Annotated in this window: 11 protein-coding genes and 1 pseudogene; 4 read left to right on the forward strand and 8 right to left on the reverse strand. The window is 37.3% G+C overall.

The window, feature by feature from the left end:
• Nucleotides 1–10: 10 nt before the first annotated feature.
• Nucleotides 11–964, reverse strand: a complete 954-nt coding sequence (locus ACFFHF_RS23205; protein ID WP_377059167.1) for a Gfo/Idh/MocA family protein — start codon at nt 962–964, stop codon at nt 11–13.
• Between the two features lie 145 nt (nt 965–1,109).
• A pseudogene (locus ACFFHF_RS23210) lies at nt 1,110–1,346 on the reverse strand (hypothetical protein).
• Between the two features lie 117 nt (nt 1,347–1,463).
• Between ACFFHF_RS23210 and ACFFHF_RS23215 the strand changes: the two are divergent.
• The gene (locus tag ACFFHF_RS23215) at nt 1,464–2,075 is read left to right on the forward strand and encodes a YczE/YyaS/YitT family protein (RefSeq protein WP_377059168.1); all 612 of its coding nucleotides are present in this window, start codon (nt 1,464–1,466) and stop codon (nt 2,073–2,075) included.
• Between the two features lie 19 nt (nt 2,076–2,094).
• Here ACFFHF_RS23215 and ACFFHF_RS23220 read toward each other — a convergent pair whose 3' ends face one another.
• A complete protein-coding gene (locus ACFFHF_RS23220; RefSeq protein WP_377059169.1) occupies nt 2,095–3,489 on the reverse strand; it encodes a PAS domain S-box protein in 1,395 nt (464 codons plus the stop codon).
• Nucleotides 3,490–3,620: 131 nt separating this feature from the next.
• Here ACFFHF_RS23220 and ACFFHF_RS23225 point away from each other — a divergent pair, with 131 nt between their 5' ends.
• Entirely contained in the window at nt 3,621–4,658 is a 1,038-nt protein-coding gene (locus ACFFHF_RS23225; protein ID WP_160546156.1) for a M42 family metallopeptidase, read from the forward strand.
• Between the two features lie 42 nt (nt 4,659–4,700).
• A complete protein-coding gene (locus ACFFHF_RS23230) occupies nt 4,701–4,904 on the forward strand; it encodes a hypothetical protein (protein WP_377059170.1) in 204 nt (67 codons plus the stop codon).
• Nucleotides 4,905–5,000: 96 nt separating this feature from the next.
• Here ACFFHF_RS23230 and ACFFHF_RS23235 read toward each other — a convergent pair whose 3' ends face one another.
• Nucleotides 5,001–5,774, reverse strand: coding sequence for a C40 family peptidase (locus tag ACFFHF_RS23235; protein ID WP_377059171.1), 774 nt, complete (start codon nt 5,772–5,774; stop codon nt 5,001–5,003).
• Between the two features lie 444 nt (nt 5,775–6,218).
• Here ACFFHF_RS23235 and ACFFHF_RS23240 point away from each other — a divergent pair, with 444 nt between their 5' ends.
• Complete coding sequence (locus ACFFHF_RS23240) at nt 6,219–7,874, forward strand: glutamine--tRNA ligase/YqeY domain fusion protein (RefSeq protein ID WP_377059172.1); 1,656 nt, start codon at nt 6,219–6,221, stop codon at nt 7,872–7,874.
• A gap of 87 nt (nt 7,875–7,961) precedes the next feature.
• Here ACFFHF_RS23240 and ltaS read toward each other — a convergent pair whose 3' ends face one another.
• The 4 genes from ltaS to nirD all read right to left on the reverse strand — a co-directional run bounded on the left by ltaS (nt 7,962) and on the right by nirD (nt 12,693).
• Complete coding sequence (gene ltaS, locus ACFFHF_RS23245) at nt 7,962–9,938, reverse strand: lipoteichoic acid synthase (RefSeq protein WP_377059173.1); 1,977 nt, start codon at nt 9,936–9,938, stop codon at nt 7,962–7,964.
• Nucleotides 9,939–10,168: 230 nt separating this feature from the next.
• Nucleotides 10,169–10,798 carry a precorrin-2 dehydrogenase/sirohydrochlorin ferrochelatase family protein gene (locus ACFFHF_RS23250; RefSeq protein ID WP_340903508.1) on the reverse strand — a complete coding sequence of 210 codons (630 nt, stop codon included), beginning with the start codon at nt 10,796–10,798 and terminating at the stop codon, nt 10,169–10,171.
• Nucleotides 10,799–10,816: 18 nt separating this feature from the next.
• Entirely contained in the window at nt 10,817–12,286 is a 1,470-nt protein-coding gene (gene cobA / locus ACFFHF_RS23255) for a uroporphyrinogen-III C-methyltransferase (protein ID WP_160546018.1), read from the reverse strand.
• Nucleotides 12,287–12,333: 47 nt separating this feature from the next.
• Nucleotides 12,334–12,693, reverse strand: a complete 360-nt coding sequence (gene nirD, locus ACFFHF_RS23260) for a nitrite reductase small subunit NirD (RefSeq protein ID WP_377059174.1) — start codon at nt 12,691–12,693, stop codon at nt 12,334–12,336.
• Nucleotides 12,694–12,702: the final 9 nt, after the last annotated feature.

The following is a 12,702-nucleotide window of genomic DNA, read 5'->3' on the forward strand; positions in this document are numbered from 1 at the left end:
GTCTTTTGTGCTATTTTTTTAACATTTTTTCTAACACTTGTTGGACTTGGTAGCCTTGTTCGAATGTTACTATTTTAGCTTCTTTTCCTTCAATAGCATTAAGAATCTCCATAACAATATCATGCTGCTCGGTTCTTTCAATCGGCAGAACGGATGTCTGTTTATCTGGGGAACTCATACAAAGTTGGCTCCAATTTGTTAAATCAAGCGTCCCCTTCTCTCCAAACACTTTAAACGAGAGATGTTCCTTCTGGCCAATTCCGCTTACTCCGTTAAATAATACGGTTACGCCGTTTTGTAGCTTCATATGTGTGACAAATGCAGTTTCACACAAAGACTCGTTTTCAGGATAATCGACAAAAGATGTTACGTCATGTAGTTCACCTAGCATATCGTGAATCATGTGAATATAGTGTGGTGCAACTTCCCTTATAAAGCCGCCTTGCTCTCGGCTAGAAATCCAATTATTTTTCTGCCAGGCACGTGGCCACTCGGTAAAATGTAAATGAACCTCTACCCTTTTTACCTCTCCGATTTCCCCAGTTAACACTTTATCTTTAAATAATTGATATACATTTGTATACACCATTGGAAAATTCATCGCATGTGTAACCCGAGCTTCTCTTGCTGCTTCCAGCATTTCGATGGCTTCATTTAATGAATTGGCTAAAGGCTTTTCACATAAAACATGCTTTTTTTGTTTTAAAACGTATAAAACAATTTCATGATGATATTTGGGAGGGACAGCAATATATACCAAATCAATCTCATTTTTCTGTAACATGTCTATATAATCCGTGTGGAGAGAAACGTCTTCCAATTCTTCTTTGAGCGCTTGTAATTTTTCAGCATTCTGATCACAAACAGCAACAAGCTCTACACCTGAATGGTACTGGAACTTTCGCAGTACACGTTCTCCAATTGCACCAATTCCAATCATCGCTACCTTTACTTCTTTTTTCATGTCGCCCCCCCATTCTTTAAACATTATATTCATTATAGCTTCTCTTTTTGATTTTTGAAATTTTGATTTTTCTTTCTATACGAGTAGACGATACAACAGGTTTGTCCTGTTACAAAAAAAGCGAACTTGAAGTCCGCTTCCTTTTTTATACATTATGTAAAACCATATACAACCTTTTATTTCTTTGTTCTCTCTCTTCCTCTGAAGAAAGATCGTATTTTTTTAACAAATGAAACACATCATTTAAGATGTCCTGAGTATGTTCATGGGTGAAAAATGCTTCAAAAGAAGAAATCATGTCTAAAGGTAAATACTATTTTTGCGATTCGTATTTGTTTCGAACGTCTTCAACGGGATGATTAAGTTTGCATTTGTTTTCCAAAATAACTACCTCCAGTATTTATGCCTACTCTATAACATTTATCGTACAATTGGCAAGTTGTATGTTCATTCTTTGTGTGGAGATAATAGTCTGTATTAGTTCAAAAAGGAGCAGCTTATGAAGAACAGAATGGTATTTTTTCTTATCGGAATCCTGATACTTACCTTCGGTGTGTGCCTGATTATTCAAGCAGGTCTTGGTGCAGGGGCATGGGATGCACTGGCGATTGGAGAAGCACGTGTATTTGGCCTTAGCATGGGTACATGTGTATTAATTAAAGGTATTATCCTAATTATTATTAATTCCATTCTTCAAAAGAAGAAGCCAGAATATTTAGCAGGTTTAACGATTTTATCGATTGGTTTATTAATTGACTTTTGGTTTTTTGTTTTATTTAATCACTATCATCCTGGTTCACTTTTATTGAAAGTCATCTCACTTATTTGCGGAATTCTCATATTGGGTCTTGGAATATCGATTTATCTTCAAGCAAAGCTACCATCAAGCCCCATGGATGTCTTAATGGTTGCGATTCATGAGCGCTTTGGTCTCTCACTTGGGTTATCGAGGGTGATCGCTGAGGGTTCGGCATTTATACTTGCTCTTCTCTTCAAAGGAGAAATTGGAGTAGGTACGATTGTTGTCACTTTAACTCTCGGGTATGTAGTACAGCATTTACACCCATATTTTGAACGACTTTATCATAAAAAAGTGAGAGCTCATAGCTAATGAGCTCTCACTTTTTTATTTATGCCTCTTTTTCAATGAATGGAAATGATATCGTAACGGTCGTTCCCTCTCCTTCTTTACTTTCAAAGCTAATCGTCCCATCATGATTTTCTATGATATTGTAGCTTGTCATCAAACCTAATCCTGTTCCCTTCTCTTTTGTAGAGTAAAAGGGTTCTCCTATCAGCTTGATCCGTTCATCTGGCATTCCACATCCGTTGTCATTGATATGTACACAAAGTACCTCTCCCCCTTCTTCAAGGTTCACCATGATTCGTCCCTTTTCCTCGATGGCGTCTAGGGCATTTTGTAACACGTTGTAGAATACTTGTTTTAGGGAGTTGCTATCGCCATTAATTTTTTTATTTGATTCTCCATTTTTTTGAAAAAGAATTTCCTTGTTGGCTAAAAATGCCTGTGGTGTGAAAATCTGAATCACCTGTTCTAAAAGTTCATTTACACAAATCGCTTCCTTCTTTCTTTCCGTTGGTTTTGCAAGAGATAGAAATTCAGAAAGAATGGATTCAATCCGACTGATTTCATTTAATATGATAGCTGAATAATGAGATGAAACCTCTGCCCCTGAGTTCAGTAACTGAATAAACCCTTTGATGGGGGTTAAAGGGTTACGAATTTCGTGGGCAACGGCAGCAGCCATTTGCCCCACAACAGCTAATTTTTCTGACTTTCTTAGGAGCTCGTCCGTTTCCTTCCTTTTTTGAATATTACGTGTGACGGTAATAAATTGTGACATGCAATTGCTTTCGTCATCAGAGACTTTCTTTATAGCCGTTTCCATCCATATATACGCTCCGTTTTTCTTTTTTGCTCGAAAAGCAATCGTTTGTTCTTCTAGCGTAACGAAGTCTTGGTCCTCAGGATGAACGAGTTTAGGTGAATAACAGCCAATTAGTTCTTCAGGCTCGTAACCAAGCTCTCCTTTGATGGACGGACTAATATACAGAAAGTGACCATGAGAGTCATGTAGACAAATAATATCTGAGCTGTTTTCTGCGAGCAGTCGATATTTTTGTTCGCTTTGTCTTAATCCCTCATAAACTTTAGTGAATTCAGTTAAATCATAAATTTGGGCGAGGAAGAATTTTTTCTTTGTTTCTTGGTCTCGGATCGTACAAACCTTTAATCTGCCTGTTTTGATCTGTCCATTTTTGTGAATATAGCGTTTAACCATTTCATATTCTTTGATGATTCCATTATGTAACCTTTGAAATTGACGAAAATCCTGAAGAAAATCATCGGGATGTGAAATACTTTCAATCGTTATCGAATCACACTCTTCTTTTGTATAACCGAGAAACTGGCAAAATGCGTTGTTCATTTCAATATATGTTAAGTCTGGCTCTATGACCACCTGCGGGAGTGTCGATTGATGAAAAATGTCCCTGAACATCATTTCCCTCCTTTGTTTACTGTTTTTATCTATATCCAAATTTATCCTTTTGTAAAACTCGCCGCTGTATTTTTTCAGGTATGAATGCTACTATTTAGTTTAAAAAGGAGGAATCATGCATGACATACATAGATATGAATGAAACACTAGATTTATTAACCGAGTTAGTCTCCATTCCAAGTCCTTCAGGCAACACAAATGATGTGATTACCTTTGTTGAGAAGTTTTTAGAGGAAATTGGAGTGGAAACAATAAGAAATCGCAAAGGTGGTTTAATCGCTACAATTAAGGGGCTTGTTGATAGTCATCACAGAATGCTGACTGCACATGTGGACACATTAGGGGCAATGGTGAAGGAAATAAAGTCAAACGGTCGTTTGAAGATCGATTTAATTGGTGGTTTTCAATACAACTCCATAGAGGGAGAGTATTGCCAAATTGAAACAAGTAGTGGAAAGAGATTTACGGGAACCATTTTAATGCGTCAAACGTCTGTTCATGTTTATAAGGATGCAGGTAAAGCGGAAAGAAATCAAGAAAATATGGAAGTCCGAATAGATGAGGTTGTGAAAAATAAAGAGGAGGTTAAGAAACTAGGCATTGAGGTGGGAGATTTTGTATCCTTCGACCCTCGCGTGGAGCGAACAGAAAGTGGCTTTATCAAGTCACGGCATCTTGATGATAAAGCAAGTGTAGCTATTTTATTACAATTGATAAAAACGATTAAGCAACAATCGATTGAACTTCCATATACAACACATTTTCTCATATCTAATAATGAAGAAATCGGTTATGGTGGCAACTCCAATATCACACCCGAAACCATCGAGTATTTGGCAGTAGATATGGGTGCCATGGGCGATGGTCAATCAACAGATGAATATACGGTTTCGATTTGTGTAAAGGATGCAAGCGGTCCGTACCATTATGAACTTCGAAAACATTTGGTACGTTTAGCTGAAGAAAATAATATTGAATATAAGCTCGATATTTACCCATATTACGGTTCAGATGCTTCTGCTGCGATTCGGTCTGGGCACGATATCGTCCATGGGTTAATCGGGCCAGGCATCGATTCTTCTCATGCGTTTGAGCGTACTCATGAGTCTTCCATTGAGAATACTGGAAAGCTTTTGTATCATTATATTCAATCTCAAATGGTGCAATCATAAGTAGCAAGCTCTCACCTTCTTATCAGAATAGATGTCTACTAAATGAACATACTATCCTTTGAGGTGAGTCATTTGAAGAATGAAGATGTAACAAGTAGTGAATCGGAAATAAGAAGAGCAAGCAAACGAGGTGCAGTTGAAGATATTATACATGTGGCATCTGATGAAGATGGTCATGATCTGCGTGTCTCCAACCGGTTTGGAGCCAACTTAAAACAAGAAATCAACTATAGCGAAAACATGTAGTTTCAGAGCGATATGGACCTGTGAAAAAATAAAAACCCGTCCACCCAGTTATGATGATCATGAACTGTGTGGACAGGTTCTTTTGCTTTTACAGTTTTAAAAAGTAGTACGTGCTCCTAGGTACCGTGATTTCCAGTAAGTGTTGTTCATATCAGAAATCGTTACGCCTTGAGAAGAACTTGCATGGATAAACTGATTGTTCCCAAGATAAATACCTGCATGAGACGGACCTGCTTTATACGTTGTAAAGAAAACTAAGTCCCCTACTCTTGGTGCAGATACAGACTTGGTTGCTCCCCAAATGGTCTCCACTGTTCGAGGAATAGAAACGCCTACTTTTGCAAATACATAATTTAAATAACCGCTACAATCGAATCCAGATGGTGTGCTTCCGCCCCAAACATAAGGAACACCGATATACTTTTTAGATTCAGCAATTAAAGAATTAATCGTTGAAGTTGAAGTTGTTGTTGGCGCTGGTGCTGTCCCAGATAGTTTTAATACTTGTCCAACATACAATGTATTGGTTGTTAATTTGTTTAAAGATTTTAACTGATCAACAGTCATTCCATTTCTTGTTGAAATTCCCCAAAGTGTATCACCAGCTTTTACTGTGTACGTAGATGAAGAAGTTGTTGTGTGTGTGTGTGGTGCAAGTAATGTTAATGTTTGTCCAACATATATGCTAGAAGTAGAAAGCTTGTTCCACTCCATAATTTGCGAGACTGATAGATTATTGTTTAATGCAATTCGATAGAGAGTATCTCCAGAAGAAACTTTATGTGTTTTTTCATGTGCACTCGCTGTAGCGTTGAAGGATGTGAAAAGTAAACCTGCTGTTACTGCGGCTGCAAATAGTTGTTTTTTCATGTATTCCCTCCTGTTAGCTCTTGTTGTTACCTTAATGATAGTTGGTATTTTACTAGAAAGGTATAACTAATAATTGGAGGAAATGTTTTTTACAACCATGTATGGAATTATTAATATATCTTAGAAAAAAGAGCCTTTAATATTTCATGTATATTACAGCATGAAATCCACTGCTGCTTTTGTTTGTGATAGAAATATTACAGCTATATTACAAGATTGAAATTTTTCTGGAAAACTTTTTTAATTTTGGTCAATCTTACTATTAAAAATGGTTGCATGAATGGGAAACAAGTTTCCAATAAAATGATTATTGAAATAATTTTCTGAAAACAAGTCTTGACATTATTAATAAATCACTAATAAGGGTTTTTAATTATGTTGCTGATATATTATAATGAAAGACAAATGATATTTAAAACAGTTACATAGAAAGGCTGATTCTGGTTGGAAACTTCAAATTTTATTAAGACAATTATTAAGGAGGATATAGAATCGGGAAAACATAAAGAGATTATTACCCGCTTCCCTCCTGAACCAAACGGATACTTACATATTGGTCATGCAAAATCAATTGTGATTAACTTTGGTTTAGCAGATGAGTTTAATGGACGTACAAATCTACGCTTTGATGATACTAACCCATTGAAAGAAGATCAAGAATACGTTGATTCCATTAAGGAAGATGTAAAGTGGCTTGGTTTTGAATGGGAAGAGCTTCGATTTGCTTCAGACTACTTCGAAGAAATGTATGATAGAGCCGTATTATTAATTAATAAGGGACTTGCCTATGTGGATGATTTAACCGCAGATGAGATTCGGGAATATCGTGGAACTCTTACGGAGCCTGGGAAAGAAAGTCCATTTAGAACTCGCTCCATTGAAGAGAATCTTGATTTATTTGCTCGTATGCGTAAGGGTGAATTTGAGAACGGTCAGAAGGTGCTTCGTGCAAAAATTGACATGAGTTCACCTAATATTAACCTTCGCGATCCAGTTATTTATCGTGTTTCTCATGCAAGTCATCATAATACGGGTGACAAATGGTGTATCTACCCTATGTACGCTTTTGCACACCCGTTAGAGGATGCAATTGAAGGTGTAACCCACTCATTATGTACAACGGAGTTTGAGGATCAACGTCCGCTGTATAATTGGGTTGTTGAGCAATGTGAAATGGAGAGTCAGCCACAACAAATCGAGTTTGGTCGACTAGGGCTTACGAATACTGTAATGAGTAAGAGAAAACTAAAACAGCTTGTTGACGAAGGTTTTGTAGATGGTTGGGACGATCCTCGGATGCCAACGATATCTGGATTACGAAGAAAAGGTTATACTCCAGAAGCGATTCGTGAGTTTGTAAAAGAAACAGGTATTTCAAAAGGGTCAGGTGTGGTAGATTCTGCTATGCTTGAACATTTTGTTCGTGAAGATCTAAAGTTGAAAGCACCAAGAACGATGGGCGTACTTCGACCGTTAAAAGTTGTTATTACGAATTATCCTGAAGGCCAAGTAGAGATGCTTGATGCGGAGATCAATCCGGAGAATCCTGAAATGGGCATCAGACAAATCCCGTTCTCTAGAGAAATATATATTGAGCAAGATGACTTTATGGAAAATCCTCCAAGTAAATACTTCCGCCTCTTCCCTGGTAATGAAGTGAGACTTAAGCACGCTTACTTTATTAAATGTGAAGAAGTCATCAAGGATGAGGATGGCAATGTTGTTGAAATCCACTGTTCGTATGACCCGGAAACAAAGAGCGGAACGGGCTTTACGGGAAGAAAGGTTAAGGGTACTCTACATTGGGTGGAAGTATCACAAGCGATTCCAGCAGAATTCCGTTTGTATGAGCCTCTGATCTTAGACAACACGGCCGAGGATGAAGAAGAGTCAGAAAACAAAACATTCCTTGATAACGTTAATGAAAATTCATTGCAAAAAATTAACGGATTTATCGAACCAAATATGTCTGATATCAAGGCACATGATAAATACCAATTCTTCCGTCATGGCTACTTTAATGTAGATCCTAAGGACTCTAAGTCATCACATATTGTTTTTAACCAAATCGTTTCGTTAAAGAGTTCTTTTAAATTATGAAAACAAATGGTCAATCTGGGCTTTTGGGATTGACCATTTGTTTTTTATATGAAAAAAACTGTAAGGGAATATATCCCCTACAGTTTTTTATTGGCTTACTTCTTCATTGGCTGGTACTTCAGACTCTTCAGTTTCTATTTCAGTTTCTGTTTTTGTCTCAGCCTTGTTTGTATAGTCATAGTCATTAGGATTTACTGGTGTAAAACCATCCGGTGTGTAGAAACGAAGCAAGTCTTTATTTACAATCACGTCAGATGTACGGAGCTTTTCTTCTGTTTGCTCCTTCATACGAGTGATCTCTTCTGTTTCCTCTATGCGCTCTCCAGTTGCTGTATTGTAGAGTCTACCATCAATATAAGTAACAGATTCGCTAATGAAGTTCCCGTTACGGAATGGTACAACTGAATCATGCTGTGTTGAAAATAAATCAGTACCAAGCTGTACATATTCCTTCGTACTTACACCAAGTAAATGTAATACGGTTGGCATTAAGTCGACTTGACCACCATATTGATGCATTGTTCCACCTTCAACACCCGGAATGTGTATGAAAAGTGGTACTCTTTGAAGTTGTGCACTTTCAAATTCATTTACCTCTTTATCAAGTACAATCGACATGGCTTTATTATGGTTTTCTGAAATGCCATAATGGTCACCATACATAACGATCATTGAATTTTCATATAAACCACTTTCCTTCAGATACGCAAAGAATTCGCTTAAAGCTTCATCTAAATAACGTGCGGTTTGGAAATAGTTATCAACCGAAGTGTCCCCAGTTGTATGCTTTTCAATGGTTGCTTCCTCTTGATCCATTGGATACGGGAAGTGGTTCGATAAAGTAATAAATTTAGCATAGAAAGGCTGCGGTACAGACTCTAGTAATGAAACAGATTCCTCGAAGAACGGTTTATCTTTAAGACCGTAGTTAAGGACATCTTCTTCTTTTGCATTGTAATAGCTTAAATCATAAAACTTATCGAAGCCAAGTCGTTTATAAATTTCATCACGGTTCCAGAATGTACGATTGTTACCATGGAACACCGCTGATGTATAACCTTGTTGTCCAAGAATAGCAGGTGCTGCTTGGTACGTGTTACGTCCTCTTGTTGAGAATGCAGATCCTTGTGGTAATCCATATAATGAGTTTTCTAACATAAATTCAGCATCAGCTGTTTTCCCTTGCCCAGTCTGATGGAAGAAATTATCAAAATAAAACGTATTGGAATCTCTTGTTAAAGAATTCATAAACGGAGTAACTTCTTGTCCGTTTAATTGGTAATCAATTAGGAAATTTTGAACAGACTCTAAATGAATATAGATCACGTTCTTCCCTTTTGCTACCCCAAATAGTTCTGGGTTTGGTTCAGCATATAGCGCTCTTGTGAAGTTTTGCACTTCCGTAATATCGTCCGTGTCTGCCATTGCACGTTGAGCAGATACACCTGTGCTTTGAATCGCGTCATAAATGGTAAAGTTGTACATACCTAAATATTTAACAATATAATTACGGTCAAATGTTCTTGTTAATAGCTGAGGACGATCTGTCTCAGCAAGTCCAAGATTGACTGCGAAGAAACCAAGACCAGTAAGAAATACTAGAGCAAGTTGTCGTCCTTTTAATTTTCCAACCATCGGTGTTACTCGCTTAGTTAGTAAGAGTGTAAACAAAATGATTGTGTCTAGGAAATACAATGAATCCGTTGGTCGAATTAAAGCTAAAATACTTCCTCCAAGATCTGATGCGTTACCTGTTTGAGTTAAGGTTGGCAACGTAATGAAATCGGAGAAAAAGCGGTAATACACAATATTAGCAAACAATAAAAAAGTAAGAAGGAAATTAACTGTCACTAGCATTTTTAGTGATCTTTTCCCTTTAAAAAATAAAGCAAGTCCTAGAAAAAGAATGGCAGAACTAATTGGGTTAATAAATAACAAAAACTTCTGTATTCCATTATCAAGATCTAAATTGAATTCAAATCGATATGCTCCGTAAGTCTTAATCCACAAAAGAATAATTGCCACAAAATAAAACTGTATGTGCGTTAATTTTTTGTTAAGCATATTTAATCACCTCTTCATCATTAAAACCTTTACTATAATTTTAGTAATTGTCAATATCTTAAATAGTAGCGAGTAACAAACAATAGTGTACAACATAGTTATTAACAAATTGTGACGACTCTTGTCTTTTCTTAAAAAATATTTAATATTCTCTTTAAAAATGCCAATGATTTTTAGCATTCTGTTTACAAAAACAGATTATACCATAAAAAAAAGGAGTAAGGCACCCCTTACTCACAATTATTGTTGATCTTTTTGTAAATTTTTTGGAAGCGCTTTTCTCTCTCTTCCGTACGAAATATCGGATCCTCTACAAGCAGAGAGAGCAATTTTCTTCTTTTATCTGTGTCATTTACACTCTCTTGAATATAGGAGCGCTTTTCCATTAGGAACTCTACATAATCCTCATAATCTTTACTATAAATGGCCTCTAGATCTTTTTTTATTTTTTTCGATAAGCTGGGACTTGCACCAGAGGTCGTAACTGCAATGGCAAGCCGTCCTCTCCTAACGACAGAAGGTACGATTACGTTAGAAGAGGAATAATCATCAGCAAAGTTGATGAGTTGAGAGGGACTGACCCCTTTCCGTAGTTCACTACTTACATGTGGATCATTGGTGGCAGAGATAATATAGAAAGCATCCTCAATATCACTTAGTTCAAACGATTTTTGAATCCAATGAACTAATCCACTGTTTACGTAGGGAAAAATGGACTCCATGAGAGTGGGACTTATGATCGTAATGACTGCTTCTGATTGCAATAATCCTTCCAGTTTACGAGCAGCAATTCGTCCCCCGCCAATAATACATACCTTTTTGTATTTTAGATTTATAAAGACAGGATATAAGTTTTCCATTTCATCACCGTTTGCTTTTTAGGAATCAGACTTTTTTGCTAGAGATAATAGAAGCGACGGGATAGTTGCTTCTTTTGTTTGTTCTGCCCCTAGTATTTCGTGTGCTAGTAGTGCATTCATTGTTTGATTACCAAAGCAGTATATCTCTAGTTCTTTTAACATATCTGTTGTAAGAGAATCAGTTTTCTCAAGTGCTTTTATCAATATTGGTACAGAAGCGGAACTTGGAAAGATTACTGTATTAAGCTTAGAGTCGTCAAGCATACGCTTAAAAATAGGCAGATACGTTTCATCCACTTCTTTTATAGATGTTGTAAAGGTTTCAAAATTCCCAAAATTCAAGACGTTTTGACTAGTTTCTTCTATATTATTACTACTTCCAATGAGGAGGATAGTCCCTCCTTTTCTTAATTTCTCAGTTGGTTCAGCGAGCAGCCCTTTATTCAATAGTTGATTTACTGATTTCTGCGACATACCGTACAAATCAGCTTGGATTGAACGAATGTCTATTTTCTCTTCTATTAATATTTGAAAGAACTCTTCTACGCTCTCAGGTGAGGTAAATATAATGGAAGAATACATTGAGAGCTTAGATAGTATGAGACGATCTGGTGTTATTTTTACACGTTTCCATTTAGGAAATTCAATCACGTCAGCACCTTGTTCTTCTAATGCCTTTGCTAGATTACTCGTGTTCAGCCCTGTTCTTGGAAGCAATATCTGGCGACCAAATAATGGTTTTTTCTCAAACCAGCTGATTTTTTCTCTAAGAGAAGCGATATTTCCAACCAACGTAATGGCTGGATTCGTAAACTTTTCTTCCTCCACACGCTGAACGATCGTTTCAAGTGTACCTTCCAGTGTTTTTTGACGTCCAAATGTTCCCCACTGAATGAGCGTGACTGGTGTTGATGAGGGTTTCCCATGTGAAAGTAAATTCGTACATATATGCGAAAGATTGCCTACACCCATGTAAAAAGCAATTGTATCGATCCCTTTTGCAAGTCCTTCCCAGTTGAGTGTAGATTTCCCGTCCTTTGATTTATCATGAGCCGTAACAATGGCAAATGATTCTCCATATTCTCGGTGGGTTACTGGAATACCAGCATAGAGAGGGGCTGCAATTCCGGAAGTGATTCCTGGAATCAATTCAAACGAAAGACCATTTTTAGCTAAAGCCTCTGCTTCTTCACCTACGCGTCCGAACACTCCAGGGTCTCCACCCTTTAATCGAACGACGATTTTTCCTGCAGCTGTTTTCTCTACAAGTAGCTCGTTTATTTTTTCCTGCCTGAGGGTATGACGATCAGGAAGCTTCCCACAGTAGATAAACTCACAATTTGGCGGTGCAAAATCCAGAAGCTTTGGGTTTGCAAGTCGGTCATAAAGAATAACCTCCGCTCTTTGAATGGCTTCTAGGCCTTTTACTGTAATGAGTCCGATATCCCCTGGTCCTGCTCCAACTAAATATGCTTTTCCTGTTGTCATACAAACTTCCTCCCCTAGGCAAATGGGGGCGAAGTCGCCCCCATCCTTTATATTAGTAATAAAATGCGATTATCTTCAACTTCTACTTCATACGTTTTTACTTGTCCTTCGTCTGGTGCTTGGACCTTCCCATCATTCAAAGAGATTTTCCAGTCATAAAGTGGACAGTATACATAGCTTCCACTTACTAAGCCATCAGCCAAAGTGCCTCCTTTTGGATGAGGACTTTTGTTTTCAACCGCTTTAACTTCTCCAGTTGATAGTTTAAATAGGACTATTTCTTTTTCGCCAAGTCGGATCACTTTTCCTGCTTGATGTGCTAATGTTTGATAATTTCCGACATCAACCTTTGTTAATGTTTGTGGCATATCAATCACCAAAACCTTTCCTCTAATTTTACCCATCATTTTCGTCTT

It is taken from the genome of Robertmurraya beringensis (genome assembly GCF_042433785.1).
Lineage (GTDB): Bacteria > Bacillota > Bacilli > Bacillales > Cytobacillaceae > Robertmurraya_A > Robertmurraya_A beringensis.

Excerpts from the sequence above, each read along its gene's own strand:
- nirD (WP_377059174.1), bottom strand. The coding sequence starts at position 12,693 with ATGATGGGTAAAATTAGAGGAAAGGTTTTGGTGATTGATATGCCACAA.
- ACFFHF_RS23220 (WP_377059169.1), bottom strand. The coding sequence starts at position 3,489 with ATGATGTTCAGGGACATTTTTCATCAATCGACACTCCCGCAGGTGGTC.
- ACFFHF_RS23215 (WP_377059168.1), top strand. The coding sequence starts at position 1,464 with ATGAAGAACAGAATGGTATTTTTTCTTATCGGAATCCTGATACTTACC.
- cobA (WP_160546018.1), bottom strand. The coding sequence starts at position 12,286 with ATGACAACAGGAAAAGCATATTTAGTTGGAGCAGGACCAGGGGATATC.
- ACFFHF_RS23225 (WP_160546156.1), top strand. The coding sequence starts at position 3,621 with ATGAATGAAACACTAGATTTATTAACCGAGTTAGTCTCCATTCCAAGT.
- ACFFHF_RS23205 (WP_377059167.1), bottom strand. The coding sequence starts at position 964 with ATGAAAAAAGAAGTAAAGGTAGCGATGATTGGAATTGGTGCAATTGGA.
- ACFFHF_RS23235 (WP_377059171.1), bottom strand. The coding sequence starts at position 5,774 with ATGAAAAAACAACTATTTGCAGCCGCAGTAACAGCAGGTTTACTTTTC.
- ltaS (WP_377059173.1), bottom strand. The coding sequence starts at position 9,938 with ATGCTTAACAAAAAATTAACGCACATACAGTTTTATTTTGTGGCAATT.
- ACFFHF_RS23250 (WP_340903508.1), bottom strand. The coding sequence starts at position 10,798 with ATGGAAAACTTATATCCTGTCTTTATAAATCTAAAATACAAAAAGGTA.
- ACFFHF_RS23230 (WP_377059170.1), top strand. The coding sequence starts at position 4,701 with ATGAACATACTATCCTTTGAGGTGAGTCATTTGAAGAATGAAGATGTA.